The organism is Rhodococcus sp. KBS0724 (assembly GCF_005938745.2).
Classification (GTDB): domain Bacteria; phylum Actinomycetota; class Actinomycetes; order Mycobacteriales; family Mycobacteriaceae; genus Rhodococcus_F.
Window position 1 is genome coordinate 14,219 of the sequence record NZ_VCBX02000001.1, and the last position, 25,946, is coordinate 40,164.

The window sequence follows — 25,946 nt, forward strand, 5'->3', positions numbered from 1 at the left end:
AAACAGTGCCCCACCGGACCCGTTTTGGTGTTAGCGGGCCGGTGGGGTAATCTTTGAAACCGGTTCAGGGGCCTATAGCTCAGGTGGTTAGAGCGCTTTACTGATAATGAAGAGGTCGGAGGTTCAAGTCCTCCTAGGCCCACTCCTTGTGCCGAAGAAGGGTTGCTGGAATGAAGGTTTTCCTGCTTGTCGGGGCTAGCATTCTGGTGTCTCTCGTAGTCACCAAGTTGATCAAAAGTCAGCGCGGAGACAAGGTTTGGCACGATTTGGAAACAAGCTAGAACATAGGTACTCTGACTCCGGTCGGAAAACCGAACGGGGCCTTAGCTCAGTTGGTAGAGCGCTGCCTTTGCAAGGCAGATGTCAGGAGTTCGAATCTCCTAGGCTCCACAGTTAGAAAAACACCCTCCCGGGAAACCGGGAGGGTGTTTTTGTATGTGCGGACCCGCTCCCCCCGTTGAGCGAAAGGTACGTTCGCTCTTCGGAATTAGCATGCCGACTGGGCGGTACGGTGCCTGAAATCGGACTCTCTGCGTTTACGATTCCCGCATGAGATCTGTGTGGGACCGCATACGCCGCTATTGTGGGACGCTTCATCCGGTTGGCCTTGCCTTTGCGCTGGTGTTCTTTACGTGGTCGATGACCCCGTCGCTGCTGCCACGCGCGTGGTACCTGCAGGGCGTTGCGTCGGGTATCTCCCTCGCTATGGGTTACGCGATCGGAACTCTGGTTGCGTGGGTGGTTCGCAAGTGTGGCGTCGAGCCGCAGTGGTCGGAGCGCACGAAGAAGATCGCGTGGCGGACGATGGCGGTGGTAGCCGTGATAGCGGTTCCCCTCTTCTTGATTCTCGGGGCGCGGTGGCAGCGGATCGTCCGTGAACTTGTCGGTATGCCGCGTGACAGTGCAGCAAACTACCTTCTGGTGGCGTTTATCTCGCTGTTCATCTGGTTCATCCTGCTCGAGGCGTCGCGGGGCATTCGCCATTCCACGAACCGTCTGTCGCAGTTCGCATTGCGGTTCGTCCCGAAGGAAGCGGCAAAGGTCGCCAGCCTTGTCGTGGTTCTCGCTCTGGCTGTCTTCGTCGTGAACGGTGCGCTGTACAACGGGTTGATCGCGTTCGCGAACTGGAGCTTCTCGGGCGCGGATACCGAAACTCCGGACGGTATCGAACAGCCGCTCATTGCCGAGCGCAGTGGTTCGCCGATGTCTGCGGAAGCCTGGGACTCGTTGGGGCAGGAAGGGCGCACCTTCATGGGTAGTGGCCCCACGGCGGCGGAGATCACGGCGCTGACGGGGCGTGAGGCGAAGCAACCGATCCGCGTCTATGCCGGGCGTGAGTCGTCGGATTCGATTCGCGGCGTGGCAAACCGGGTTGTCGACGAACTCAAGCGCACCGGTGGGTTCGACCGCGGAACTCTGGCCGTCGTCACGACGACGGGCCGTGGCTGGGTCAACGAGGATGTGGCGTCGGCGTTCGAATACGTCGAGGACGGGGACACGGCCATCGCGTCGATGCAGTACTCGTTCCTGCCAAGTCCGTTGGCTTTCATCGCCGACCGTGAGACTCCGATGGTCGCCGGCCGCGCACTGTTCAACGCTGTTTTTGCGGAGTGGATCGACTTGCCGGTCGAGACGCGTCCCGAGTTGGTCGTGTTCGGTGAGAGCCTCGGCTCGTACGGTGGACAGGCTGCGTTTGCCGGCGATCAGGACATGATGACGCGCGTCGACGGAGCGTTGTGGGTGGGCACGCCCAACTTCACGCAGCAGTGGCAGGAGATCACGAACAACCGTGACTCCGGTTCGCGCGAGATTCTTCCTGTGATCGACGGCGGTGAGTCGATCCGTTTTGCCGCTGATCCGATCGACTTGGAGCTCGACGCCGACTGGAACGACGATCGAATCGTGTACTGGCAGCATGCGAGTGACCCCATCACGTGGTGGTCGTTCGACCTCTTGCTCAACAAGCCGGACTGGTTGAGCGAAAAGCCGGAGGGCCGCGACGTGGATCCGGGGATGACCTGGATTCCTCTGGTGACGTTCTGGCAGGTCACGCTCGACATGGTGTTCTCGGCTGATGTTCCGTCGGGTCATGGGCACAACTACGGCGAAGACGCCGCGGACATGTGGGCCAACATCTTGCATCCGCCGACGTGGACGCCTCAGAACACCGAGCAGTTGCGGGCGCTCCTGACGAACAATCTGGAGCCGACAAAATAGTTGAAAGTGGCTGTACGACAACCACTCTAAGGTTGTTTCCTTACCGGTAAGTTTGTTTTGAGGTATATGTTACCCTGCGTTCACTGTGTGTCAGAGCACAGTGCAAACGACGTGGGGAGAACGTGACCGTGAAGAACCGAATGTCGTGGGCAATCGGCTTGTCCGTTGCAGCACTGGTGACCAGTGCTGCAACGGCGCCGTTCGCAGCGGCTGAACCAGCGGATTTCTACACTCCGCCGACGGAATTGCCGGCCGGCAACAATGGGGACCTCATTCGCAGTGAGCCGACGCCCTTGCTGCTCAGCGTGCCGGGATCGAACGGCCCGTGGCCCGCTACCGCCACCAAGATCATGTACCGCAGCGAGGACGCCAATGGTGCCCCCGTTGCGGTCACCGGCACGTACCTCGAGCCGACAAACCCGTGGACCGGGCAGGGGGCGCGTCCACTGGTTGCCAGCGCAGTAGGCACTCACGGACAGGGTGATCAGTGCGCCCCGTCCAAGCTGTTCAACACCGGAATGGAATACAAGTTTCCGACCGACGTGATGGTCGGCTACGAGTCCATCTGGGTGAATATGTTGTTGCTCAACGGCATTGCGGTTGTCGTCACGGACTACGACGGGCTGGGAACGCCAGGTGACCACACGTACGTGAACCGGGCGGCCGAGGCGCACGCTGTCCTCGATTCGGTGCGCGCTGCTCAGCAATTGCCGAATGCCGGCATTCCCGACAACGGGCCCGTCGGCCTGTGGGGTTACTCGCAGGGCGGCGGCGCTGCCGCTGCGGCAACGGAACTGAAGCCGTCGTACGCCCCGGAGCTCGATCTGAAGGGCACGTACGCTGGTGCTCCTCCGGCTGATCTGGAAGCCACTCTCGCGCAGATCGACGGTAGTTTTCTCACCGGCTTGATCGGATACGCGCTTAACGGGATCGTGGCGCAGTACCCCGAAGTGGAGCCGCTGCTCGACGCGGAAATCAACGATCGCGGACGGGCGATGCTCGCGGCGACCAGAAATCAGTGCGTCGGCGAGACCGGGCTGCAATTCGCATTCCAGAAGACATCGGAGTTCACGAAATCGGGTGAATCGTTGTCAGCGGTGCTCGATCGCTTGCCAGTTGCGCAGGGAATCCTGGCAGAGCAGAAGATCGGCAACCTGACGCCGACGTCGCCGGTCTTGATTCAGCACGGCCGAGCTGACGACATCGTGCCGTTCGGGCAGGGACAGCAACTCGCACGGGACTGGTGCAGGGGCGGCGCTACCGTGCAGTTCTCGGTCAACGAGCTGCCCTCCGTCGCACCAGGTGTGGCACTGGGCCATCTGGCCCCGTATGTGACGGGTACACCGGAATCCGTCGGCTACATGATCGACCGGTTCAACAACGTTCCGGCACCGTCGAACTGCTGACGCCGACCCACGAACGAAAAGAGGCCCGGAACACACTGTGTTCCGGGCCTCTTTGCTTCAAGATTTATGCGGTTTGGTCGTCCACTCGCGGCGGAGCCGACGCCACCGGCGGGTGCTCGCGGTGGCGGCTCTTGTAGAAAACCGCTCCGCCGATCACTGCCACACCGGCAATCACGAACAGGCCGATGCGCTTGCGTCCGCGCGGCTTCGGTTCACGCTCTGCGCGCGCCGCTGACTTGGCGGGGAGGGACTTCGCGCACTCGACGCCCTTCTTGGCGAGAACGGCGCTCTGACGGCCCAGGAACAGGCCGAGCTGTCCGGCACCACGGGCGGTCGCTGTTGCGACCACAGCGGCGATGCGGCGGGCGTTATCGGCTGCGTCTGATTCCTTGATACGTGATGCCGTTTCCTCGAAAGAATCTTCGACCCTGGCCAAGGCTTGGTCGAAGGTGTCGGGAAGCTGGCTGCTGAGGGACTCGGTCACTCGTGTCATGACTCCACTTTGTCACAGGATCTGTCCCAGGAACTGCCGGGTGCGTGGATTTTGTGGGTTGTCGAAGAATTGATCAGGGGCAGCGTCTTCGACGATCTTGCCGTCGCTCATGAAAACGATGCGATCCGCGGCAGCGCGGGCGAAAGCCATTTCGTGGGTGACCACCACCATCGTCATGCCCTCGTCGCGAAGGCGAACCATCACGTCCAAGACTTCTTTGACCATTTCAGGGTCGAGCGCTGATGTCGGCTCGTCGAAAAGCATGACGCTCGGCTTCATGGCCAGCGCGCGGGCGATGGCAACGCGTTGTTGTTGACCGCCCGAGAGTTGGGAGGGGTAGTTGTCGGCTTTGTCGGACAAACCGACCAGGTCGAGGAGTTCGAGTGCCTGCGCCCGGGCTTCGTCCTTCGCGACTCCCTGCACGTGGCGTGGGCCTGCTGCGACGTTTTCCATGGCGGTCATCATGGGGAAGAGGTTGAAGTTCTGGAACACCATCCCCGTGTTGTGACGCTGCTTCGCGATCTGCGCCTCGGTTCGCAGTCGGCGTTTGCCGTTGCTGTCGACGTAACCCATCGATTCGCCACACACTTCGACGATTCCGGAGTCGATGACCTCGAGGCAGTTGAGGGTGCGCAGCAGGGTGCTCTTACCGCTACCCGACGGTCCCAGTAGTAGGACGACTTCGCCTGTGGACACGCTGAAATCGATGCCGTCGAGCACGCGTACGTCGTTGAAGGACTTGATCATGTTCTCGACGCGAACAACCGTGGCGGCGGCGGCAATGTCGGTGGTGGTCATCTGTTCACTGCTTCCGCTAGCTGAGCTGACTCGGCGACTTTCGCATCACCGGAATTGTTCTTGCGCTTGTAGTTGCGGTCGTAGCCTCGGCCGGCCCGAGCTTCGAGGACGCGCTGGATCATTCCCCAGAGGGTGGTCAGCACAAGGAAGTACAGGGCCGCGGCGCACAGGCCTTCGAGGACCCGGAAGTTGACCTGAACCAGAAACTGCGTGCGCCGCAACAATTCTTGGACTGAGATGACCGATACCAGAGTTGTGGTCTTGAGCAGCCCGTTGAAGCTGTTGCCCAACGGTGGAATCATGACGCGAAATGCCTGGGGCAGCACGACAACTCGGAATACCTTGAACGGTGACATGCCCAGTGCGCGGGCCGCCTCGGTTTGTCCTGCCGGCACCGACATCAATCCCGAGCGGACGATTTCGGAGAGGTAGGCGGCTTCGTTGAGAACAAGCCCGAGTAGTGCGGACTCGATGACGCCGAGTTTGATACCCACTTGCGGGAGCCCGGTGTAGATGATGACCAACTGCACCAGCAGGGGCGTGCCACGCATCAGCCACACGTAGAAGCCGACGATAGCGCGCAGGATCCACCAGCGGGACGAGCGTGCCGCAGCAACGACGACGGCCAGCATCAGGCCGAGAATCATGCTGACGACAGTGAGCCAGATGGTGACCCATGCGCCCTCGAGCAGTTGCTTACTGGTCAAGATCGAGAAGAATGCATCCCAGGACCACATGGGGTCACCTTTCGGTTGGAGCGAAGCTCAGAATTGATGTGAGCGGAGCTCAGTACTCAGGGCTGCAGCGGACCGGTGCTGACGGAGATGTCGCCGTCGTAACCGTCGACGCCGTATTCCTCGAACAGAGCGGGGAGGAAGCCGTCGGCCCGCATGTCGGTGAGGACGCGCGCCACCTCGACGGCGGTTCGGCTGCCCTGGGCGAATCCGAGCGCCAAGGGCGAGTTGTTGATGCCGTCGACGCCCGTCTCGAAGCGGCCGTCCTTCTGGTAGAAGGACGTTACGGAGCTGACAATTGCCGCCCCATCCGCTTGTCCTGCCGAAAGTGCTTGGTAGGCATCAGCATTCGTCTTGAATGTCTGGACGTTCATGGACGGCTTTCCGGCGGCGGAAAATGTTTCGTTCAACGCGTTGAGGGTGTCGAACTCGTATCCCGGCGCTTCGACGGCGACGGTCTTGCCGGCTAGATCGTCGACGGACGAGATGGACTCGGGGTTTCCTGCCGGTACCGAGACGGATACCGCCTGGACCTCGTACGGAACGAGCGAAATGGTCTCGGCCCGGGCCGGTGTGTAGAACATCCCGGTGTCGATCATGTCCCAGCGGCCACTCTGCACGCCGGGGATCTGGGCGTCGAACTCGATGTTGACGAAGTCAGCGCGAAGGCACAGGCGCTTCGCAATCTCTTTGCCCAGGTCAACGCGCATTCCGACGACCTTGCCTGACTCGTCCACGTACTGCATCGGAGGGAGTGTGGCATTGGTGGCGATGGTGAGGGTGCCTTCTTCGGCGAGGTCCGACGAGCCCAGGGTGGGGGTGCAGTCGGTGGGTGCGGCGGTGTCGTCGCTCCCCGATCCACAGGCTGTGAGGGTGGCTGCCAAAGCGGTGGCGGCTGCGACTGCGAGCATTCTGCGCATTTTCGAGTGGCCTTTCGGGAGTGGCTTCCGCCTACATTTTTTCGGACGGTAGAGCGCTTTTTGAGGGGCTCAGAGTTGTCCGAATCAATTTCATGGGATCGATTGCACTGAGCTTGGCACGCGATTGATGAAGGGTCAACGCCGTTAACGCGAGAGATACCGACGAAACGAACTGTTAACGAAACTGAGTGTCCTACGCCACCGTCATTGCCGTTTTCAGTGACGTCCGTCATGTGGCGTGCACGAACTTCGCTCGATCAGTGTGGAGCCGATCCGGTAGGTGCGTCCTTGGTCTTCTTTCTCGAGATTTCCCGAATCTATTTGCTGGAAAAGAAGATCCATCGCAACATTGGCCAGTTGAACAGCGCCGTTGTCGATTGTGGTGATCGCCGGTTGCCACATCTCGAGCCAGGGCATGTCCTCGTGGCACACCAGAGACAACTCGTTCGGAATGCTCACGCCGCGGCCGACAAGGGTCGGCAGAACACCGAAAACCGCTTCGTGATTGGCGGCGTACAGCGCAGTCATCTTCGGTGCGTGATCGAGTAGTGAACCGATGGCCTCGGCCCCGAAATATGTTGTGAAAGAACCTTTTCTGACCAAGGATTCATCCACCTCGACGCCGTATTCGGCCAGTGCGCGACGGTATCCCTCGAAGCGTTCTCGGCCGGACGTCGCGTCGTCGGTGCCGCCGATGTAGCCGATATTCCGGTGGCCGAGTCCGAGCAGATGCCGGGTGGCGAACATAGCGCCGTCGATGTCGTCGGCAAGCACGTTGGGGGCTTTGCTGCCCTCCACGGACCTGATGAGGTTGACGACGGCGCTTCCCGCGAGCAGTTCGTTGGTGGCGGTGGCGTTACGGCCACTGCCGATCACGATCGTCCCGTCCACACCATGCTCGGCCAGCATCTCCAGCACATCACGCTCGCGTGAGACATCGGCATCGGTGATGCATAGAATGACCTGAAAACCCTTGTCCGACGCTCTTTTCTGTACCACCTCCGCAACGGTGTGGAACGACGCGTTGAGCAGGTTGTTCATCACGAGGCCGATGAGGTGTGATCGCCGTGAGCGTAGGGTGCTCGCGGCGCGATTGGGGCGGTACTGCAGCTTGCGCGCCGCTTCCTGCACGGCCGCTCTGGTCTGCGGAGAGATCAACGTCGATCCACTCAATGCGCGTGATGCAGTGCTTCGCGAAACGCCGGCTGCGTTTGCGACATCGATCAGGGTGACTGTCATCGTGTCCTCTTGGCTTCATTGACTGGATGGTTGCTTCATTCGACTATGCCCGTGTTACGAGTCTGTTTCCTGGCTTGACGATTTTACCGGTTCGGAGCAATGTATGGAATCGATCCCATTCGCACAGTCTGTGCATCTCCATCGAGAGGTCTACTTCTATGAATCGCGACGATGTCGCTTGGTCGGGCTATTGGCCCGCTGCTCCCACCCCGTTCGATGCTGCCGGCGCCGTGGATGTCGATGCATTCGCCGCGCTCATGGAGCTCTACGCGCGAATGGGTGTCGACGGGGTTCTGATCAACGGCAGCACGGGTGAGTGGTTTTCCCAGACCCATGCCGAACGCAAACTTGTCGCCGAGGTGGCGGTAGAGGCCGTCAGTGGACGATTCCCCGTCCTGATCGGAGTGAGCGCGTATACGGCCGAGGAATCACGGCGACTGGCCAAGCATGCAGCGAGCGCCGGCGCGAACGGAATTCTTGCGACCCCGCCGCCGTACGTCCACACGTCGGCGGACGAGACGGTGTCGTACTACGAAAAAGTATCCACTGCAACGGATTTGCCGTTCATGGCATACAACTGGCCGCGCGGCGTGTCACTCGACATGGGAAAAATCCCCGGATTGTTCGGCCGGATCGCGGACCTCGAGAATGTGGTCGCGATCAAGGACAGCACCGGCGATTGGCTGAGCATGCTCGACACTGTCGAGCAGTACTCCTCGCAGGTAAGAGTTTTCGGTAGCTTCCTGCATCGTCGTGGGCTGGCTGCGCTCCTGGAGCTCGGTGGTGACGGCAACATCGACGGTGGTGGCGTCGGCGCTCCCTTCGGTGTTCCCTTCTATCGCGCTGTTGCAGCGAAAGATTCCGCAGCAGCACAGGTGTGGGCAGACCGTTACCGCGCACTGTCGGGTGCGCTGATCAACGGCGACTACAGCGGCATTCACGCGTCTCCGATTCCCCAGCTCAAAGCGGTGATGAACCTGCTGGGGCAGCCCGGAGGGCACGTACGGGAGCCGCTGCTGCCGGTCACCGATCCGAACGTCATCGAAACCCTGCAGACCATCATCGATCGATCCGGAATTGCCGAAGCCACGGCACACGCGGCGAAGGAGTTCGCACATGTCCAGTGAAGCAGTGGTCACCGACGTCGCGACCAGCGAGGTCGACGTCGTCATCATCGGTGCAGGAATTGTGGGAGCTGCAGCCGCATTTCGATTGACCGATGCAGGCTTCCGTGTCGTGGTGCTGGATCGGTCGGTACCCAATTGCGCCGGCTCGGGCACTACCGCTGGAAATCTGCACATTCAGACGATTCACACGCGTCGGCCCGGTCAGGGTGTGGCGCTGGATGTGCGGCGTCTGCTGCCACTGCAGCTCGCCGCGAGCGGGTTGTGGGATCAGCTCGAGCACGATGTCCCCGGCGGTGTCGGACTGGTCCGCTGCGGCGGTTACATGGTGGCCGAGACCGATGAGCAATGTGCTGCTCTGGCGCAGAAGCACGAATGGGAACGGGAAATCGGAATCCCGACGCGTCTACTTACCGGTGACGAAGCACGCCAAGAGCTTCCGTTGCTCGGGCCGACCATTGCCGGTGCGAGCTGGTGCGCATTGGACGGCTACGCAGAACCCGATATCGCGGGCCCGGCTCTCTTGGCGGCGGCGCTCGCCCGTGGAGCGCAACTGTTCACCGATACCAAGGTCACCGCGATCGAGCGGATCGGTGAATCGTGGAACGTCGGTACTGCTGCGGGTACGTGGCAGGCGCCCCACGTCGTCAATGCCGCGGGTCCGTGGATGGCAGAAGTCGCCGCGATGGTGGACGTGCAACTGGACCTGCGTGCACTGTCTCTGCAAATGCACACCCTGGCCGCCCCTCCCGAGACCTTGAATGTGTTGGTGCAGCACGTCGGTGAGGGAATTTCGATCAAGCAGGACAAGCGCAATCGCATAGTTCTCGGTGGCGGTTGGCCGGCCGGTCAGTTCCGGCCGGAAGGCGCGGCACCAATCCGTGAGGAGAGTATCGAGGGCAATCTGGCCCAGACTCGGCGGTTGATGCCCGGCCTCGGCGAGATCGAACTGTCCGATGTCTGGACGGGCCCCGTAGTGACCACGCCGGACGAATTGCCGATCATCGGTGAACTCGACAGTGCACCAGGCGTTTTCGTTGCCGGTGGAACCTACTCGTTCACCTTTGCGTCGCTGTGGGCAGACGTACTCACCGCTTTTGTCCAGGGCAAGGAACCGGTTGTCGACGTCAGCTCCTTCGGGCCGGCGCGTCTAACCGCGTCGCACTGATTCCGTAGCCATTCGAGACAGACACAGTTATTCGAAATAGAGGAGACAACCATGGCAACCGTGACGATGTTCGTGAACGGGCAAGCGCTGTCCGGTGGAACACTGAACGACGCACTCGCCGGCGCGACCTTCTTGGGGGCAGTCGATACCGCGCCGAACTACCAGTTCTTTTCCGTCCGAGACGAATTCCCCGGATTGCATCCTGTGGCCGAAGGTGGATTCACCGTTCCCGGTGAGCTGTACGAGGTCGATTACGACCTCCTTCGACTCGAACTGCTGCCCCGTGAGCCGGAGGAATTGGAACTCGGCGTGATTCTTCTGGCCGACGGACGAGGGTCGTTGTCCATGCGCATGCGCGCCGAGTGGCTCGATCGTCCTGAAGTAGTGGATATCAGCGACCGCGGCGGTTGGCGCGCGTACCTCGCGAGCAAGTCGTGACGACCTCCCCACTCACCGTGGTGCGCGGCGGCACCGTGGTGGAATCGTCGTGGAGTGGGCTCGCCGATCTGGTGATGCGGGACGGCAAGATCATCGCGATCGCCGAACCCGGTGGGCCGATTCCGGACGGCGCGGTTGTACTCGACGCGACCGGCAAGCTGGTCATGCCGGGCGGTGTGGATCCGCACTGCCATGTCGGGTTCACGTCGGGTGAATTCACGTCGCTCGATTCCTACGCCGAATGCACCACCGCCGCAGTGTTCGGCGGCACCACTACGATCATCGATTTTGCGATACCTAGGCCGGGTCAGGATCCGTTGGATGCGGCGGACAAGCTCCGAACCAAAGCTACTGAGGGTCTGTGTGATTCGGCTCTGCACGGATGTGTAGTCGAATGGGACGATACGACGGCCGATCAACTGGCTACGATGGCTGCCGCCGGAATCCGCACGGTCAAGATGTTCACGACGTACGCCGGCGAATCCATGGCAGACGAACACACCATTCTGCGCACGATGGCGACCACACGTGACCTCGGTGGCATGGTGATCATTCACTGCGAATCGGATGCGATAGTCGGTGACGCACAGAACGCGGCCGCGGGCTGTGGGAACATCGACGCGGCCGCGATGGCGACAACGCGACCGGAATTGGCGGAAACAGCTTCGGTAGCAGCAGTATTGGCCATTGCGGAATCGCAACAAGCGCCCGTGTACTTCGTGCACCAGTCGTCAGCGGCTGCCGTCGAGCTGGTTGCCGATGCCCGAAAGCGCGGGTTGGTGGCGTTTACCGAAGCCGTGGCACATCATGTGACACTCGATGATTCGGAGTACCTGGGCTCGCAGCCGGAACGATTTGTGTGCTGCCCGCCGCTTCGGTCGGCGGAGACCGTCGACGGTTTGGGTAAGCACCTCTTCACCGGCCACATCACGACCATCGGTTCGGATCACTGCTGCTACGACACCGCGCAGAAGCGCGAGCACCGCCACGACGTGCGCCATATGCCGAACGGTTTGCCGGGCGTCGAGACCCGCCTGCCCGTCGTGTTCTCGAAATTTGTTGCGGAAAAGGGTTTGTCAGCCAACCGCTTCGTACAGTTGACGTCGGCCAATCCCGCTCGTACCAATGGTCTTTATCCGCGCAAAGGCTCAATCATGCCCGGTTCCGACGCCGACGTTGCTATCTGGGACGGCGAGCTCGAATGGACCGTGTCGGATGCCGACCTGCACATGGCAACCGACTACACCCCGTACGAGGGTCGGCGGCTGCGTGGGAAACCGGTAACGGTTCTTGTCGGTGGCCACGTCGTTGTCGAGGACGGGATTCTGGTCGACGACACACCACGGGGACGCCATCTACCCGCCGCGCCGCTGGATTTCACGTCGATGTGTTAGATCTTGTTGCGGTACTTGAGCTGTGGGGCCGCAGTCGGGCGGGAGCGCAGCCCCACAGCTCAACAGCGCGTGGTCAGTGCAGGTGTGGTGTCAGCCGAGCGATCCGCTGAAGAAATCGAGGGCGCTGAAGAGGTCGGTGAAGGCGCCGAAAAGATCAGTCAGGTAGCTCAGGTCCATGGTGTGTGCCTTTCGTTGGTGATTGCGCTGATGTGCGCATCTCGAATGATTCCAGCGCTCCCTGGTAGCGAGGTTCGGTGAAACTGGCGATCGCCTGGGAAAGCCTGAACGCCGGCTTTTGTCCCGGTTTGGCAGCCTCACATCCATCGGAAGCCAGACAATGGCACGATGGGGTGGTGACTTCAACTCATCAGACCGCAACCGCAACGCTGCACACGAACCGCGGCGACATCAAGATCGCTCTGTTCGGCAACCACGCGCCGAAGACCGTCGAGAACTTCGTCGGCCTGGCCGACGGCTCGAAGGAATACTCCACCGAGAACGCATCCGGCGCCAAGACCGGACCGTTCTACGACGGCGCAGTCTTCCACCGCGTCATCGACGGTTTCATGATCCAGGGCGGCGACCCCACCGGAACCGGCCGTGGCGGCCCGGGCTACCAGTTCGGCGACGAGTTCCACCCGGAACTGCAGTTCGACCGCTCCTACCTGCTCGCTATGGCTAACGCCGGCCCGGGCACCAACGGATCGCAGTTCTTCATCACCACCGGCCCGACGCCGCACCTGAACCGTCGCCACACCATCTTCGGTGAGGTTCTCGACGACGAGTCGCGCAAGGTTGTCGACGCCATCTCCTCCACCCAGGTCGATCGCTCCGATCGCCCGGTCGAGCCCGTCGTCATCAACAGCATCACCATCTCCTGAACAGGTAAACAACGAAGATGACTAACCCCGGTTGGGGCGGCGGTGCGAGTGAGGGCCTCCCGCCCCAACCGCGGTGCGTCCGCCATCCAGATCGACCCACTGCTCTCTCGTGCAATCGTTGCGGCCGCCCGGCGTGCCCTGATTGCCTCCGTGAGGCTGCGGTGGGCTACCAATGTGTTGACTGTGTAGCTGCCGGTCAACGCGATGTTCGCCCAGTGCGTGGCGTCGCGGGTAATACCGTGACCCAGGCGCGGCCGGTTCCGGTCGTGACCTACACGCTGATGGGCCTCAACGTCCTGGCGTTCTTGGCGACGCTCGTGCAGTCGCGCAGCATCATGAACAACCAGGTCGATTCGTCGATCTTTGCGAACTGGGCTCTCAACCCTGCTCTTGTTGCGGGCGGCGAGTGGTTCCGGCTGATCGGATCGGGGTTCCTGCATTTCGGAATCCTGCATCTGGCCGTCAACATGTATGCGCTCTACATCCTGGGCCGCGACACGGAGATCGTGATGGGCCGTTCGCGGTACATCAGCATCTATCTCGTGTCGTTGATCGGCGGCAGCGCGTCGGTGATGGCGTTTCAACCGGTCTTCGCGTCGGTGACGTCGCTGTCATGGACTGCCGGCGCGTCCGGCGCGATTTTCGGCATCATGGGCGCTCAAGCGGTTCTGCTGCTGCGCTTGCGCCGTAGCCCGGTCCCGATCATCTCGGTGATCGCGATCAACGTGATCATCAGTATTTCGCTGCCCGGCATCTCGTTCTGGGGACATGCGGGTGGTCTGCTGGCAGGCGCTGCGGCCGCTGCCGCATTCCTGTACGCGCCGCAGTGGTTGGGTGCGGGCCAGGATCGGGTGAAAGAAGTCCGGATCAGCTGGATCGCTTTTGGCGCTGTCACCGTGGTCACGATCGGAATCATCGTGATGCGCGTCGTGCAACTACGCGAGCAGGGACTGTTCCTCACCAGCAGCTAGAGATAGTGCACATAGCGGGATTTCTTCTGTGGAGACAATCCACATAGTGCGACGAAGCAATGAATTCTACTGTGGCTCGAGTCACTCGAGTAGAAGCGATGCTTCCGACCATTTTGAGGAGTAACCCCGCGATGACCTCCACCGATCGCGCCACCCCTGACGGCGCCGTCGCGCCAAGCGAGATCGAATCTCGTGTGGTGAAGAAGGTAGCCAGGCGGCTCATTCCGTTCTTGATCCTGCTCTATTTCGTGAACTATCTGGATCGTACGAACATCGCGTTTGCCAAGCTCACCATGAGCGCCGACCTGGGAATGACCGAGACGATGTTCGGACTCGCGTCCGGCCTCTTCTTTGTCGGCTATCTCCTGTTCGAAGTACCGAGCAACTTGGCTCTCCACCGATTCGGTGCCAGGTTGTGGATCGCACGCATCATGCTCACGTGGGGCATTCTGGCTGCGGCTCTGGCGTTTGTACCGAATGTGGGAAGCCTCTACTTCCTGCGAATTCTTCTGGGTATCGCCGAGGCCGGCTTCTTTCCCGGCGTGCTGCTCTACCTGACATTCTGGTTCCCCAAGAAGTACCGCGTACGACTGATGGGCCTGTTTCTACTGACCTTGCCGCTCTCGTCAGCTCTCGGCGCACCGCTCTCCGCCGCGATCATCCAGTACGGCGACGGCCTGTTCGGTCTGGCCGGGTGGCGCGTGATGTACCTGATCGAGGGCTTGCCCGCGGTGATTCTGGCGTTTGTCGTCTGGTTCTATCTCACCGATCGGCCCGCCGACGCCAAATGGTTGACCCTCGAGGAGCGCACGTGGCTCATGCGATCGATGGAGGACGAGGAACGAGAACTCGGCGACGCCGGTCACCAGTCGGCCGGAAAGACGCTGCGCGATCCTCGGGTCATCGGATTCGGTCTGGTCTACTTCGGCATCACGTACGGCCTGTACGCCCTGAGCTTCTTCCTGCCCAGCATCGTCGCCGGGTTCAAGGAGACATTCGATACCGACTTCTCGCTCATGGAAACCGGTTTGATCGTGGCAGTTCCCTACGCGATCGGTGCGGTCGCGATGGTGCTGTGGAGTCGTCATTCCGACAGGACCGGTGAGCGGATGTGGCACGTCGCAGCGCCGACGCTCCTCGGGGCCGTGTCCATTCCGATCGCGCTGTACCTGGATTCGCCGTTCACCGTCATGATTGCCGTATCACTGACCGCGGTGGGCGTCCTGTGCGCGCTGCCTGTCTTCTGGTACCTGCCCACCACATTCCTCACGGGCGCGAGTGCGGCCGCCGGTATCGCGATGATCAACTCCATCGGCAACGCCTCGGGCTTCGGTGCTCCGTACATCACGGGATGGCTTACCGATCTGACCGGAAACGCCAAGGCGGGCCTGTGGGTGGTGGGTGCGGTGATGCTCTGCGCTGCAACTCTTGTGGTGGTGCTGGCAAAGCGATCTGACAAGCCCGCTCAGATCTGACCGAGCTTCCCCGCACTGGCACGCAGCCGGATCAGGAGCGCAAGATCGAGCGCCTGGTCGGGCTGACGCCATTCGGTGCCGATCAAACGGTCGATGGATTCGAGTCGTTGATACAGGGTGTTCGCGTGGATTGCGAGGGCCGTTGCCGTCGCGGAGTGCCGGCAATTGTGAGCCAGGTACGACGCAAGAGTGTCCAGCAGCGGAACACCACGCCTGGCTTCCTCCTCGAGGAGTGGACCGAGAGACCGCTGGGTCAGCATCTCCAGTTCGTCTCGACCGGTGCGGCTGAGCAGGATTCGGTAGATACCGAGCGAACTGGCGGCTTCGACGTGTGACGCCCGGCCCAGAGTCTCGAGAACGTCGACGGTGCGCTGAGCCTCCACGTAGGCCCGCGCCAGAGCTTCTCCGCCGACGGCAGGATCGGCGATGCCGACGGTGGGATTCTCGGCCGGTTGTACCCAGGCAGCAGCCACCTCGGTGGGTGTCATTCCCGGAATCATGGCAATGACGCGGGAACCATGCTCGGCAACAACGGTTCCCGGAGGAAAGGCGATCTCCTCGATACTTCGACGCGCCCGATCGACCGCGTCGGCAGGACGGGCCACGACGACGGTGTACGAGCGGTCCGGGTTGAGGCCGGCCAGCCGGAACTGCCCCGTCACCTCGGCCGGGGTCGGGGCGGGCCGAGTGATGAGATCGACCAGGAATGCGTCGCGGGCGCGGCGGGTGGCTTCCCGGGCCGCACGTTCGCCGACCAGTGCCAGCGCCAGCGCCGGGGCCGAGCGTTCGAGAACCAATCGCATTGCCGCAGTGGGTTCTTGACGCGAAGTCAGGAACAACACACCCAGGCGATCGCCGGCGCTGCGGACCTCGACGGCAAATAGGAACTGCTCACCGTCGATCAGGGTCAGTGCTTGTTCACGCCGATCTGCGGCCAGTATCTCGAAGGCGCGCACCACACTGCCCCGCACATGCTGCAGTCCGGTCGGGATTTCGCCTCGGCCGGTTACGAAGAACACCGGGCATCGCGTCGACGCCGACGCTTCCTGCACGAGTTCGCGAACTCCGCCGCCGCGCAACACAACGTGGGTCAGTGAGCGGTCCCACGTCAGCGTCTGTTCGAGAAGCGCTGTGCGCTTGGCAAGTTCGGTATTGGCGGCGTTGATCTCCGCGACCGTCGCGCGGTACTGCTCGAGGAGGCGAGCATTTTCGATAGCCACCGCCGCATGGGCGGCCAGCGCGGACAGTAGAGCGACCTCTTCGTTGCCGAAGCGTCGTTCCTGGCGCTTGCACGCGCACAACGCACCCAGGATCTTTCCGTCCACCTGCAGTGGAACGGCCAGCAGACCGCGCATGTTCTCGGCGCGAGCGGCGTCGTCGGCTGGTCCGATGTGGGCAAACGACGGATCGTTGCGGTAGTCCGGTGTCCATGCGGGAGAGGAGTTTTCGACAACCCGGCCAATGAGGCCCTCACGGAAGGGGACGGTGAGTCCGAGTAGTTGCGCGGTATACGCGCCGCTGGTCACTTCGATGATCAGGATGTCGTCGTGAATGAGCGCAAGATACGAGAGATCCACTCCGAGTAGCCGTTTTGCCTGGTCCACGATTTCCTGCAGGAGCGCGTGATGGTCGTGCATCGTGGTCAGCAGTGTTGCGATGTCGTTGAGTGCGGACAATTCGGTGGCACGCTGGCGGCGCTGGGCGAGGAGGCTGCGCAGCTGCAAGGCGGATCGTGCTGCCTGCTCGATATCGTGAACCTCGCCGGGCGGTGCGGCTTCGGCGAGTCGATCACGATGAGCGATCAATTCATCCGTTGACGCCTCGTTGAGGAGCATCTGTAGCCATTGTTCGTGCATCGTCACTCCCAGCAGTATCGCCTCAGCACTTTAACCTCAGCGCATGGAGAAAAGGCACATACATCGGCCGATTCCCTGGAGTAAATCTACATGGGCTGGCGTTTTGGCTGTCACTATCGTGGAGTTATGACTTCGCTTGATCAGGCCGCCGTCGACTCCGTCGCGCTCCGCGAGGCGATCGGCTCGCAGATCGACGCAGATCGCCTCATCGTGGATCCGGACATCATGGCGAGCTACGCCCATGACGATGCCGAATGGGCTCCGTACGCCATGCCGGTTGCCGTCGTGCGTCCCCGCACTGCCGAGCAGGTCCAGGCCGTTGTCCGCGCTTGCATCGCGCACGGTGCGCCGGTGGTGACGCGTGGCGCCGGAACAGGTCTGTCCGGTGGTGCCAACGCCGTTTCCGGTGGTGTGGTGATTGCCTTCGACGCGATGAACGCCATCAAGGAGATCAACACCCTCGAGCGGTTGGCTGTCGTGGAGCCAGGCGTGGTCAACGATCACCTGCGTGAGGCGTGCGCCGAGCAGGGCCTCTGGTACCCGCCGGACCCGGCCAGCGCTCCGTGGTCGACCATCGGCGGCAACGTCGCGACCAACGCGGGCGGTCTGTGCTGCGTCAAATACGGAGTCACCAAGGACTACGTGTTGGGCATGCAGGTGGTCACCGGTACCGGCGAACTCGTACGCCTGGGGCGTCGTACAGCCAAGGGTGTCGCGGGATTCGATCTTTCGGCACTGATGGTGGGCTCGGAGGGAACTCTCGGCGTGATTACCGAAGTGACCGTGAAACTGCGTCCTCAGCGCGATCCTGAACGCACGATCGTCGGCTATTTCGATTCCATCGTCGCCGCCGGAAAGGCTGTTGAAGCCGTTGCCGCAGAAGGCCTCACGCCATCTGCTCTCGAATTGATCGATCGGCAGTGCCTGCTGGCTGTCGACGCATGGAAGAACATGGGCCTGTCCGCCGACGCTGAGGTGGTGCTTCTCGGACGGATCGACACTCCCGGTGAGATCGGCGACGCCGAAGCCGAGCGAATGTTGGCGTGTTTCAACCGCTCCGGTGCCACGTGGAGTGCCCGTTCCACCGACCAGGAAGAAGCCGACGCACTGTTCTCGGCTCGCCGTCTCGCGTATCCCGCCCTCGAGCGACTGGGGCCGGTGCTGACCGAGGACATCTGCGTTCCCAAGGCTGCGGTTCCGGAAATGTTGGCCCGCATCGAACAGATCTCGGCCCGGCACGACACCCACATCGCAAATATCGCGCACGCCGGTGACGGCAACCTGCACCCTCTGTTGATCACGCCCCACGACGACGAGGCGGCGCGTGCCCGCGCTCAGGCCGCTTTTGCCGAGATCATCGACAACGCCCTCGAGTTGGGGGGAACAGTCACCGGTGAGCACGGCGTCGGCCTGCTCAAGATGGGCGGTCTGGCCCAGGAACTCTCGCCGGCCGTGGTCGCGATGCATCATGCGATCAAAGGCGCGCTGGATCCGCACGGAATCATGAACCCCGGCAAGGTGATCTGAAGAGCAGGTCCGTAACCGAATCGGTTTCCGGAGTTACATCACTGAAATGGCGGCTACCTACGCTGAGTTGAACCACTTGGTTCAACTCGGTTTCACATCGACGTAGGGAGTCGCGAATGTTCTCGTCTCAACTAACGCAGGCCAGTGTCGTTCCCCGGCGCGTGGACACCGTGGCGGCCGTCCGGGCAGCCATCGCGCTCGACGGCGCCGCGGTATTCGGTGGACTGCACACCGAGGCCGACGCCATTGCCTTTGCGTCGAAGCTCCTCGGTGACAAGTACATTCGCGTCGGGCGCCAGTTCGAGGCAACAGCCCGAAGTCAGAACGCGGAAGCTGCAGTTGTCGACGAGCAACCGGTGGACAAGCGTGGCCGCAAACGGTACTTCGACATGTCGTCGGATCGGATGACGGCACACAACGACGGCTTTGCGTTCGGCGACTACGCGCCCGACTATCTGTTTCTGTGGTGCAAGCAGCCGGCACTTCCCAGTGGGGGAGATTCGTTTCTGATCGACGCCGTCAAGCTCACCCGGCTGCTGGCACTGGATCCGTCCACGGCCGCGTTGGCGGACTTCTGCTGGACCGTGGACATCGACCATTCCGAGCCGAATTTCCAGCAGTCCACGTTCTCGCCCATCGCCAGGACGGTTGCCAGTGGTCGTGAGCAGGCGCGATACCACCCCTTCCTCGCGCCGATCGAGGGTGAATCCGAAGATGTGCAGTGGCCGATGGTCAAGCAGTGGAGCGAGGCCGTGATCCAGGTGCGCGACAGTGGACCGATGTTCCGCGCCGAGGCCGGCGAGATGATCTGCATCGACAATTACCGCGTACTGCACGGGCGTGACGGATACACCGATCCGAATCGTGAGTTGTACTCGATCTGGGGATGGTCGACCGACGCCGTCGCAGTTCCGCAGCAGGCCCTCGACATCGTGCAACCGGACCTTGCGGCGCTCGCTATGTAATCGGCTGCGCAGCAGAGTAAATGGTGGCGACGATCGACTCTGTCAGATGCCGGGCGGCGCGATCGACGATTGCGCTGTCCCCGGCTCCGATCAGCGTCATCTGAAACCCGCGCCACGCGGCCACGATTTCGTGTCCCAGAGTTTCGGCAAGTTCGGCGTCGACGCCGGTTTCGGCTATGGCGCGGGCAGTTTCGTCGGCCCACTCGTTGGCGACGCCCTCGAGGAGCGGGCGGTACTGCTTCGAATCGAACGCGGCCACCCCGAAGAGTTCGAAGAAGAGTCGATGGTACGCAACAAGTTCGGGGTCGGCGAGGATGTCCCACGCGCCGTGGAGACGGTCCGCGATGGGGATCTCGGAATCGCGGATCAGATCGAGGAGGTGAGCTATCCCGGGAAAGCGGAGCCCGGCGCGGCGTAGTGCCTCGAGGAGCAAGCCGGCCTTGCTCCCGAAGTAGTAGAGGACCATGCGATTGTTGGAGCCGAGGGCGCGGCTCAACCCCCGGAGCGTTGCAGAGGAGACGCCGAACTCGAGCACGTAATCGGCCGCGAGATCGAGAAGGCGGTCGCGCTCCGCGCGCTCTGAACTGCGCTCCGCGCTCTCTGGACTGCTCACCGCTCGACTCTACTTCTCGGGCGGTACCAAGCCGTGGACCGTGAGCACCTCGAGGACGTCCTCGGGGTTGGTGCCCAGATCCCAGCGGCCGAAGATCAACAGCTTCTCGGTGTCGGTCGATCGGTCGACTATGTCGATCTCGAGCATGGGGACGCGTCGACCCAGACGTGGGTAGCGCACCAGGCGTACCCGGTCGATCTGCGGCTGGGGAAACACGTGGCGCGCGAGTAGACGCTGCACGGCGATAGCTGGGGTGCCGTTGTCGTCGATCACGGCGAGTCGCGGACGCTGCTTCAGGGCAAGTCCGGCCATGACGAACAATCCGATCACGGCGAGGGCGAGAAGGAACCGTCCGGCGGTCTCCGTCGGCACCACGATCGCGGCGATCGCGAGCGCGATTCCGCCGGCGAACATCGCGTAGACGGCGCTCATCGGAGTGGCCCACGAGACCACGTCCGAGCCGTTGTCACGAGGCTGTGGATGAAATTCATCCTCGAGCATGTGGATAACTTCCTAGGTTGTCCACAGGAGTTATCCACACTGGGGATGAATGACACCCATGTAATTGAAAGCCGGTCACGATCAGGGAAAAATCGGGAACGCGCAGGTCAACGCCATTTCATGGTCATGATGAGTCCCACCACCATGAATCCGAAGCCGATCAGGAAGTTATACGCTCCCAAGTCGTTCATCCATGTGATCGAATCTGCGGCCAAGTAATACACAATCAGCCATGCCAATCCGACAAGCATGAAACCGAGCATCACCGAGACGTACAACGTGCTCGACGGACCCATCTTCACCTTGACCGGAGTGCGGTTCGCCGGGTTGATCGTGTAGTCGTTCTTCTTGCGTACCTTCGACTTGGGCATAACGTCCTCGCTCTTACGGTGTGACCTGCATATGTGTACCTACACGCTAACGTAGCTGGGTCCGGCCGGTCACGGGCCGACTGGGCATGACAGAGCGAGAATCAGTGACAGCGGAAAGTGACAGCGGAAGAAGCGGAGAGTGACGTGGGACAAACCGTCGGGTCCACCGGGTCGCGCACCTTCTGGCGCGTCGGTGTCCTTGTCGTCTGCCTCGTGGCGGGACTGATGGTCGCTACCGCTTCGCGCTCCGCCGAAGAGAATCAGCTTCAGGTCACCGACAGCACCAGGCTCTCCGATCTAGTGCGCAGCGCGCAGGCAGACGCCGACGGTATTTCCGCGACCCGCGACGAACTCTCGGCGCAACTGAACGCACTTCAAGTGGAGGCGGCGCGATCCGACGACGGCGTTGCCGAGGCGCTTGCCGAACTCGATGCGATGTCCGTCGACGCGGGTCTGACGGAGATGACCGGCCCCGGTGTGGTTGTCACCATGACCGACGCGCCCCGCAATGCGGATGGCAAGTACCCCGTCGACGCCACCCCGGACGACCTGGTGGTGCATCAGCAGGACGTCCAGAGTGTTCTGAACGCGCTGTGGGCGGGCGGAGCCGAAGCGGTGGGGATGCAAGACCAGAGGATCGTGAACACGTCGGCGCCACGGTGTATCGGCAACACCCTGCTCTTGCATGGTCGGACATACAGCCCGCCGTACGTCATGCGGGCGATCGGCAACACCGAACGGTTAGAGGCCGCGTTGGCCGGCGAACCGGGAATTCGGGTGTTCAAGCAGTACGCCACCAGGTTCGGTCTCGGCTACACCCAGGCGAGTTCGGGCGACATCACACTGCCCGCGTACACCGGCGGTTAGCGCGGGCGTTTACCCTGCTCTTATGAGGATTCTCGTCGTCGACAACTACGACAGCTTTGTGTTCAACCTGGTTCAGTACCTGGGTCAGCTCGGAACCGAAGCCGTGGTGTGGCGTAACGACGATCCGCGACTGACCGCTCCTGGCGGCCTCCACGCGGCTGCCGAGCAGTTCGACGGCATTCTCCTGAGCCCCGGCCCCGGCACTCCGCAGCGCGCGGGAGTGACCATGGACCTGGTGAAAGTGTGTGCCGAAACCAAGACGCCGGTACTCGGTGTCTGCCTCGGACATCAGGCGATCGGCGCCGCCTTCGGAGCAACCGTGGATCGTGCCCCGGAGCTGTTGCACGGGAAAACGAGCAAGGTTCACCACACGAACGTCGGTGTTCTGGCCGGTCTACCCAATCCGTTCACCGCGACGCGCTACCACTCGCTGACGGTTCTCGAAGACACCATTCCCGACGAACTGGAAATCACCGCGCACACCGAGAGTGGCGTCGTGATGGCCATGCGTCACCGCGAGCTTCCCATTCACTGCGTGCAGTTCCACCCCGAATCCGTTCTCACGCAGGGCGGGCATCGGATGCTGGCCAACTGGTTGACCGTATGCGGCGAGGCTCCACCGGAAGCGCTTGTCGCGGCCCTCGAAGCTGAGGTCGCATCGGCGCTCGGTGGAGCCCTGCCCGCAATACTCTGATCTAGCGACTCCCGGCTCAGCGGTTGGGAATTCCCAACGCGCCCACACTGACCGTGACAACCGCGTCCTTGGAGATCTCGGACCCGGCCGGCTGAGTCTGCGAGAGAACCTTGCCGACCATTTCCGGTACGAGTGTGGTGGTCTGCGTCTGCACCAACTGGCCGGCCGTTCCGGCCCAGCCGGCTGCCCGCAGCGTGGTCAACGCCTCGGAGACGGTCTTGTTGGTGAGATCGGGCATCGCGATCTTGTTGCCGTTCGACACCCGCAGCGTCACTGTCGAGCCCTTGGTTGCCGAGGTTCCACCGACGGGATCAGTGGAGACAACCTGGCCTGCAGGCAGCCCTGAGTCGATCTCGGTGATCGACACGACAAAACCGGCGCCTTCGATGTTGGGGCGCGCCACCTCTTCACGCTGTCCCGTGACATCGGGAACACGGACCTGTTCGGGACCGGAACCGACGGTGATCGAGACTGCCGAATCGAGCACTACCGAAACCCCGCTCGCCGGATCCTGCCCGACAACCTTGTCGACCTCGGCGATCGTCGACGCGGCCTGACCGATCGTGGGATCGAGTCGCAAGCCGATGGCGTTGAGTTTGCGTTCGGCGTCGTCCTGGCTCAATCCGGTCAAGCGCGGGATGGCGACCTGCTCCGGTCCGGTGGAGACGTCGAGCGTGACGGTGCTGCCCTTCTCGAGGTTGACTCCGCCGACCGGGCGCGTGGTGATCACGTTGCCCGGCGCAACAACCTTGTCGTTCTTGTTCTGGCGTTCGACGTTGAAGCCGGCGTTGCGAAGCGTCGCCTCCGCGGAATCGGCGGGCTGATTGGTCAGTCCCGTCGGAACGGCGACGTTTTCCGTCTTCGGTGAGTTCACCTGCCACAGGAAGGCGCCGATCAATGCGATGACGATGACGGCCGCGAAGCCCATCAACGCGTAGCGCAGACCCTTCTTCTTGGCTGGCGGCTCCGGTGCCCGCCTACTCGCGGCGGCGGTGGTGACGGGTGCGACGGGATCGGCAGCAGTGCGGAGATTTCCGGTCTCGCTGCCGACGGCCCCGAGAATCGTGGTGCGATCCTCGTCGTTCATCACCATCGGCGCGCTCGGACGCTGACCGCCGAGCACCCGAACCAGATCGCTGCGCATGTCGCCCGCGCTCTGGTAGCGGTTGGCGGGGTTCTTGCTCATCGCCTTGAGGATGATCGAATCCAGCTCGCGCGGAATGTCGGGGTTGATCTCCGACGGCGTCGGCGGATCCTCGCGGACATGCTGGTACGCCACCGCAACGGGAGAGTCGCCGGAGAACGGCGGCTGGCCGGTGAGGACCTCGTACAGCACACAGCCGAGTGAGTAGACGTCCGAACGAGCGTCGACCTGCTCGCCGCGCGCCTGCTCGGGTGAGAGGTACTGGGCGGTGCCGATCACGGCAGCCGTCTGTGTCATCGGGCTGGACGCGTCGGAGATCGCTCGCGCGATACCGAAGTCCATCACCTTCACGGCGCCGGCGCGGTTGATCATGATGTTGGCCGGCTTGACGTCACGGTGGACGATGCCGTTGCGGTGACTGAAGTCGAGGGCGGCGCAGACGTCCGCGATCACTTCCATCGCATGACGCGGCGCCATCGGGCCGTTGCTGCGCACGATGTCCCGCAGGGTGTCACCGTCGACGTACTCCATCACGATGTACGGCAGCGGTCCAGCGTCGGTCTCGGCTTCACCGGTGTCGTAGACGGCCACGATCGCCGGGTGATTCAGCGCGGCAGCATTGTGCGCTTCACGACGGAACCGCAAGTAGAACGTAGGGTCGCGCGCGAGGTCGGCCCGCAGGACCTTGATGGCTACATCTCGGCTGAGGCGGAGGTCGCGTGCCAGATGAACCTCGGACATTCCACCGAAGCCGAGAATCTCACCCAGCTCGTATCGGGAGGAGAGATTACGAGGTGTCGTCATTCGTCTTGTCCTAGCGGTTCTTCTGCAGCGTTTGTCGTGGTGGTTGTAGTTGTCGTGGTGGTTGTTGTCGTCGTGGTGGTCGGCTCGGTGGTGGTCGTCGTAGTCGGCACCGTTGTTGTCGTGGTGGTCGGCTCGGTCGTTGTTGTCGTGGGCCGCGTTGTGGTGGTGGTCGGCTCGGTGGTGGTCGTGGTCGGCCGCGTCGTGGTGGTGGTCGGCCGTGTTGTCGTTGTCGTCGGACGGGTTGTCGTCGACGACGTCACGACAGCCGGTGACGAGTTGTCAGGGCCGTCCGTCGCGATCCACACTCCGCCGATGATCAGCGCCAGAGCGATCAATCCACCGCCGGCCCACGCCATCGCCTTCTGGCCACTTGTCAGTCCACCTGCGCCGGCAGCATCGTCCGCGGCAATCGCGGCCGGACCCGCATATCCAGCGGTCGGCGGCATTATCTGAGTGGCACCGGTCGGCGGCAGCGTTCCGCCCTGGCCCAATCCCGGTGGCGGCGGACGTCTTCCAGCTCGGACGGCTGCGACAGCGTCGGCGAACTCGCCGCCGTTTGCGTAACGACCGGCCGGGTCCTTGGTCAACGTGATGTCGATGAGTTCGCGGATGTTGGGTGCCAGGTCGGCCGGCATGGGGGCCGGAATCTCCTGGACATGCTTCATCGCGACGGTCAAGGCGCCGTCGCCGGTGAACGGTCGCCGGCCCGACAGTGCCTCGTAACCAACGATTCCCAGCGAATACACGTCACTGGCCGCCGTGGCATCCTGGCCGAGAGCCTGCTCGGGAGCAATGTACTGGGCAGTGCCCATCACCATTCCGGTGCGCGTGACAGGCGCGCTCTCGACGGCCTTCGCGATACCGAAATCGGTGATCTTGACCTGGCCTGCGGGTGTGATGAGGATGTTGCCCGGCTTGACGTCCCGGTGAACCACGCCTGCATCGTGCGCAACCTGCAGGGCGCGACCGGTCTGCTCGAGCATGTCGAGCGCATGCGGAACCGCAAGACGGCCGACGCGCGCCAACACGGCATTGAGCGGTTCACCGTTGACCAGTTCCATCACCAGGTAGGCAGTGGAATCGCCTGAGCTGTCCCGAGTCTCGCCGTAATCGTAAATACCGGCAATGCCCGGGTGATTCAGTTGCGCTGTGGTGCGCGCCTCGAACCGGAAACGCTCCAGGAACTCCGGATCGGACGAGAACTCGGACTTGAGTACCTTGACGGCAACGCGTCGATTGAGGCGGGAGTCGGTGGCTTCCCAGACCTGGCCCATGCCGCCGGTAGCGATGAGACGGTTCAGTCGGTAACGATCGGCGATCAAAGCGCCATTGTTCAACGCCATGGT

Annotated in this window: 24 protein-coding genes and 2 tRNA genes; 15 read left to right on the forward strand and 11 right to left on the reverse strand. The window is 62.3% G+C overall.

Annotation, left to right across the window (positions count from 1 at the left end):
• Nucleotides 1–68: 68 nt before the first annotated feature.
• The 4 genes from FFI94_RS00055 to FFI94_RS00070 all read left to right on the forward strand — a co-directional run bounded on the left by FFI94_RS00055 (nt 69) and on the right by FFI94_RS00070 (nt 3,623).
• A tRNA-Ile gene (locus FFI94_RS00055) sits at nt 69–142 on the forward strand.
• A gap of 175 nt (nt 143–317) precedes the next feature.
• A tRNA-Ala gene (locus tag FFI94_RS00060) sits at nt 318–390 on the forward strand.
• Between the two features lie 159 nt (nt 391–549).
• Nucleotides 550–2,217 (forward strand): alpha/beta-hydrolase family protein, encoded by a 1,668-nt coding sequence (locus FFI94_RS00065; protein ID WP_138871198.1) that lies wholly within the window; start codon nt 550–552, stop codon nt 2,215–2,217.
• Between the two features lie 128 nt (nt 2,218–2,345).
• A complete protein-coding gene (locus tag FFI94_RS00070; protein WP_138873517.1) occupies nt 2,346–3,623 on the forward strand; it encodes a lipase family protein in 1,278 nt (425 codons plus the stop codon).
• Between the two features lie 64 nt (nt 3,624–3,687).
• On the opposite strand, the gene FFI94_RS00075 is transcribed toward FFI94_RS00070, so the two are convergent.
• The 5 genes from FFI94_RS00075 to FFI94_RS00095 all read right to left on the reverse strand — a co-directional run bounded on the left by FFI94_RS00075 (nt 3,688) and on the right by FFI94_RS00095 (nt 7,807).
• A complete protein-coding gene (locus FFI94_RS00075; RefSeq protein ID WP_260683746.1) occupies nt 3,688–4,116 on the reverse strand; it encodes a hypothetical protein in 429 nt (142 codons plus the stop codon).
• Between the two features lie 12 nt (nt 4,117–4,128).
• Nucleotides 4,129–4,914 carry an amino acid ABC transporter ATP-binding protein gene (locus tag FFI94_RS00080; protein ID WP_138871199.1) on the reverse strand — a complete coding sequence of 262 codons (786 nt, stop codon included), beginning with the start codon at nt 4,912–4,914 and terminating at the stop codon, nt 4,129–4,131.
• On the reverse strand, nt 4,911–5,651 hold the full coding sequence (locus tag FFI94_RS00085; RefSeq protein WP_138871200.1) for an amino acid ABC transporter permease: 741 nt from the start codon (nt 5,649–5,651) through the stop codon (nt 4,911–4,913). Before FFI94_RS00085 ends, FFI94_RS00080 begins: the two co-directional genes overlap by 4 nt.
• 56 nt (nt 5,652–5,707) lie before the next feature.
• Nucleotides 5,708–6,559 carry an ABC transporter substrate-binding protein gene (locus FFI94_RS00090; RefSeq protein WP_260683747.1) on the reverse strand — a complete coding sequence of 284 codons (852 nt, stop codon included), beginning with the start codon at nt 6,557–6,559 and terminating at the stop codon, nt 5,708–5,710.
• A 225-nt stretch (nt 6,560–6,784) separates the two neighbouring features.
• Nucleotides 6,785–7,807, reverse strand: a complete 1,023-nt coding sequence (locus FFI94_RS00095; protein ID WP_138871202.1) for a LacI family DNA-binding transcriptional regulator — start codon at nt 7,805–7,807, stop codon at nt 6,785–6,787.
• A gap of 158 nt (nt 7,808–7,965) precedes the next feature.
• On the opposite strand from FFI94_RS00095, the gene FFI94_RS00100 reads away from it, so the two are divergent.
• The 7 genes from FFI94_RS00100 (at nt 7,966) to FFI94_RS00135 (ending at nt 15,258) form a co-directional block, all read left to right on the forward strand.
• Nucleotides 7,966–8,934, forward strand: a complete 969-nt coding sequence (locus tag FFI94_RS00100) for a dihydrodipicolinate synthase family protein (RefSeq protein ID WP_138871203.1) — start codon at nt 7,966–7,968, stop codon at nt 8,932–8,934.
• Entirely contained in the window at nt 8,924–10,099 is a 1,176-nt protein-coding gene (locus FFI94_RS00105; RefSeq protein WP_138871204.1) for an FAD-binding oxidoreductase, read from the forward strand. The genes FFI94_RS00100 and FFI94_RS00105 overlap by 11 nt, the downstream gene beginning before the upstream one ends.
• A gap of 51 nt (nt 10,100–10,150) precedes the next feature.
• On the forward strand, nt 10,151–10,537 hold the full coding sequence (locus FFI94_RS00110) for a gamma-glutamylcyclotransferase (RefSeq protein WP_138871205.1): 387 nt from the start codon (nt 10,151–10,153) through the stop codon (nt 10,535–10,537).
• Nucleotides 10,534–11,931: a dihydropyrimidinase gene (gene hydA / locus FFI94_RS00115; RefSeq protein WP_138871206.1), complete on the forward strand. Its 1,398-nt coding sequence runs from the start codon at nt 10,534–10,536 to the stop codon at nt 11,929–11,931. The genes FFI94_RS00110 and hydA overlap by 4 nt, the downstream gene beginning before the upstream one ends.
• A gap of 353 nt (nt 11,932–12,284) precedes the next feature.
• Nucleotides 12,285–12,812, forward strand: a complete 528-nt coding sequence (locus tag FFI94_RS00125) for a peptidylprolyl isomerase (protein ID WP_138871208.1) — start codon at nt 12,285–12,287, stop codon at nt 12,810–12,812.
• A gap of 17 nt (nt 12,813–12,829) precedes the next feature.
• Nucleotides 12,830–13,783, forward strand: coding sequence for a rhomboid family intramembrane serine protease (locus FFI94_RS00130; RefSeq protein WP_138871209.1), 954 nt, complete (start codon nt 12,830–12,832; stop codon nt 13,781–13,783).
• 131 nt (nt 13,784–13,914) lie between these two features.
• Nucleotides 13,915–15,258 carry an MFS transporter gene (locus tag FFI94_RS00135; RefSeq protein WP_138871210.1) on the forward strand — a complete coding sequence of 448 codons (1,344 nt, stop codon included), beginning with the start codon at nt 13,915–13,917 and terminating at the stop codon, nt 15,256–15,258.
• On the opposite strand, the gene FFI94_RS00140 is transcribed toward FFI94_RS00135, so the two are convergent.
• Entirely contained in the window at nt 15,249–17,114 is a 1,866-nt protein-coding gene (locus FFI94_RS00140) for a GAF domain-containing protein (protein ID WP_138871211.1), read from the reverse strand. The two genes, FFI94_RS00135 and FFI94_RS00140, sit on opposite strands and share 10 nt — an antisense overlap.
• A gap of 90 nt (nt 17,115–17,204) precedes the next feature.
• Here FFI94_RS00140 and FFI94_RS00145 point away from each other — a divergent pair, with 90 nt between their 5' ends.
• Together FFI94_RS00145 and FFI94_RS00150 are read left to right on the forward strand one after the other, a co-directional pair.
• Nucleotides 17,205–18,641: an FAD-binding oxidoreductase gene (locus FFI94_RS00145; RefSeq protein ID WP_397494961.1), complete on the forward strand. Its 1,437-nt coding sequence runs from the start codon at nt 17,205–17,207 to the stop codon at nt 18,639–18,641.
• A 116-nt stretch (nt 18,642–18,757) separates the two neighbouring features.
• The gene (locus tag FFI94_RS00150; RefSeq protein ID WP_138871213.1) at nt 18,758–19,606 is read left to right on the forward strand and encodes a TauD/TfdA family dioxygenase; all 849 of its coding nucleotides are present in this window, start codon (nt 18,758–18,760) and stop codon (nt 19,604–19,606) included.
• On the opposite strand, the gene FFI94_RS00155 is transcribed toward FFI94_RS00150, so the two are convergent.
• The 3 genes from FFI94_RS00155 to crgA all read right to left on the reverse strand — a co-directional run bounded on the left by FFI94_RS00155 (nt 19,599) and on the right by crgA (nt 21,091).
• A complete protein-coding gene (locus FFI94_RS00155; protein ID WP_138871214.1) occupies nt 19,599–20,219 on the reverse strand; it encodes a TetR/AcrR family transcriptional regulator in 621 nt (206 codons plus the stop codon). The two genes, FFI94_RS00150 and FFI94_RS00155, sit on opposite strands and share 8 nt — an antisense overlap.
• A gap of 9 nt (nt 20,220–20,228) precedes the next feature.
• The gene (locus tag FFI94_RS00160) at nt 20,229–20,720 is read right to left on the reverse strand and encodes a PH domain-containing protein (protein ID WP_138871215.1); all 492 of its coding nucleotides are present in this window, start codon (nt 20,718–20,720) and stop codon (nt 20,229–20,231) included.
• Between the two features lie 107 nt (nt 20,721–20,827).
• Complete coding sequence (gene crgA / locus FFI94_RS00165) at nt 20,828–21,091, reverse strand: cell division protein CrgA (RefSeq protein ID WP_033235329.1); 264 nt, start codon at nt 21,089–21,091, stop codon at nt 20,828–20,830.
• A 225-nt stretch (nt 21,092–21,316) separates the two neighbouring features.
• Here crgA and FFI94_RS00170 point away from each other — a divergent pair, with 225 nt between their 5' ends.
• Together FFI94_RS00170 and FFI94_RS00175 are read left to right on the forward strand one after the other, a co-directional pair.
• Nucleotides 21,317–21,958: a DUF881 domain-containing protein gene (locus tag FFI94_RS00170; protein ID WP_138873519.1), complete on the forward strand. Its 642-nt coding sequence runs from the start codon at nt 21,317–21,319 to the stop codon at nt 21,956–21,958.
• Nucleotides 21,959–21,980: 22 nt separating this feature from the next.
• Nucleotides 21,981–22,652, forward strand: coding sequence for an aminodeoxychorismate/anthranilate synthase component II (locus tag FFI94_RS00175; protein ID WP_138871216.1), 672 nt, complete (start codon nt 21,981–21,983; stop codon nt 22,650–22,652).
• Between the two features lie 16 nt (nt 22,653–22,668).
• Here FFI94_RS00175 and pknB read toward each other — a convergent pair whose 3' ends face one another.
• A complete protein-coding gene (pknB, locus tag FFI94_RS00180; protein WP_138871217.1) occupies nt 22,669–24,600 on the reverse strand; it encodes a Stk1 family PASTA domain-containing Ser/Thr kinase in 1,932 nt (643 codons plus the stop codon).
• Nucleotides 24,597–25,943 (reverse strand): protein kinase domain-containing protein, encoded by a 1,347-nt coding sequence (locus FFI94_RS00185; RefSeq protein ID WP_138871218.1) that lies wholly within the window; start codon nt 25,941–25,943, stop codon nt 24,597–24,599. The genes pknB and FFI94_RS00185 overlap by 4 nt, the downstream gene beginning before the upstream one ends.
• Nucleotides 25,944–25,946 lie beyond the last annotated feature (3 nt).

Bases quoted from the DNA above. Each gene is read 5' to 3' on its own strand.
- FFI94_RS00065 (WP_138871198.1), top strand. From the start codon at position 550: ATGAGATCTGTGTGGGACCGCATACGCCGCTATTGTGGGACGCTTCAT.
- FFI94_RS00075 (WP_260683746.1), bottom strand. From the start codon at position 4,116: ATGACACGAGTGACCGAGTCCCTCAGCAGCCAGCTTCCCGACACCTTC.
- FFI94_RS00080 (WP_138871199.1), bottom strand. From the start codon at position 4,914: ATGACCACCACCGACATTGCCGCCGCCGCCACGGTTGTTCGCGTCGAG.
- FFI94_RS00085 (WP_138871200.1), bottom strand. From the start codon at position 5,651: ATGTGGTCCTGGGATGCATTCTTCTCGATCTTGACCAGTAAGCAACTG.
- FFI94_RS00090 (WP_260683747.1), bottom strand. From the start codon at position 6,559: ATGCTCGCAGTCGCAGCCGCCACCGCTTTGGCAGCCACCCTCACAGCC.
- FFI94_RS00095 (WP_138871202.1), bottom strand. From the start codon at position 7,807: ATGACAGTCACCCTGATCGATGTCGCAAACGCAGCCGGCGTTTCGCGA.
- FFI94_RS00100 (WP_138871203.1), top strand. From the start codon at position 7,966: ATGAATCGCGACGATGTCGCTTGGTCGGGCTATTGGCCCGCTGCTCCC.
- FFI94_RS00105 (WP_138871204.1), top strand. From the start codon at position 8,924: ATGTCCAGTGAAGCAGTGGTCACCGACGTCGCGACCAGCGAGGTCGAC.
- FFI94_RS00110 (WP_138871205.1), top strand. From the start codon at position 10,151: ATGGCAACCGTGACGATGTTCGTGAACGGGCAAGCGCTGTCCGGTGGA.
- FFI94_RS00130 (WP_138871209.1), top strand. From the start codon at position 12,830: ATGACTAACCCCGGTTGGGGCGGCGGTGCGAGTGAGGGCCTCCCGCCC.
- FFI94_RS00135 (WP_138871210.1), top strand. From the start codon at position 13,915: ATGACCTCCACCGATCGCGCCACCCCTGACGGCGCCGTCGCGCCAAGC.
- FFI94_RS00140 (WP_138871211.1), bottom strand. From the start codon at position 17,114: ATGCACGAACAATGGCTACAGATGCTCCTCAACGAGGCGTCAACGGAT.
- FFI94_RS00145 (WP_397494961.1), top strand. From the start codon at position 17,205: ATGGGCTGGCGTTTTGGCTGTCACTATCGTGGAGTTATGACTTCGCTT.
- FFI94_RS00150 (WP_138871213.1), top strand. From the start codon at position 18,758: ATGTTCTCGTCTCAACTAACGCAGGCCAGTGTCGTTCCCCGGCGCGTG.
- FFI94_RS00160 (WP_138871215.1), bottom strand. From the start codon at position 20,720: ATGCTCGAGGATGAATTTCATCCACAGCCTCGTGACAACGGCTCGGAC.
- crgA (WP_033235329.1), bottom strand. From the start codon at position 21,091: ATGCCCAAGTCGAAGGTACGCAAGAAGAACGACTACACGATCAACCCG.
- FFI94_RS00170 (WP_138873519.1), top strand. From the start codon at position 21,317: ATGGTCGCTACCGCTTCGCGCTCCGCCGAAGAGAATCAGCTTCAGGTC.
- FFI94_RS00175 (WP_138871216.1), top strand. From the start codon at position 21,981: ATGAGGATTCTCGTCGTCGACAACTACGACAGCTTTGTGTTCAACCTG.
- pknB (WP_138871217.1), bottom strand. From the start codon at position 24,600: ATGACGACACCTCGTAATCTCTCCTCCCGATACGAGCTGGGTGAGATT.
- FFI94_RS00185 (WP_138871218.1), bottom strand. From the start codon at position 25,943: ATGGCGTTGAACAATGGCGCTTTGATCGCCGATCGTTACCGACTGAAC.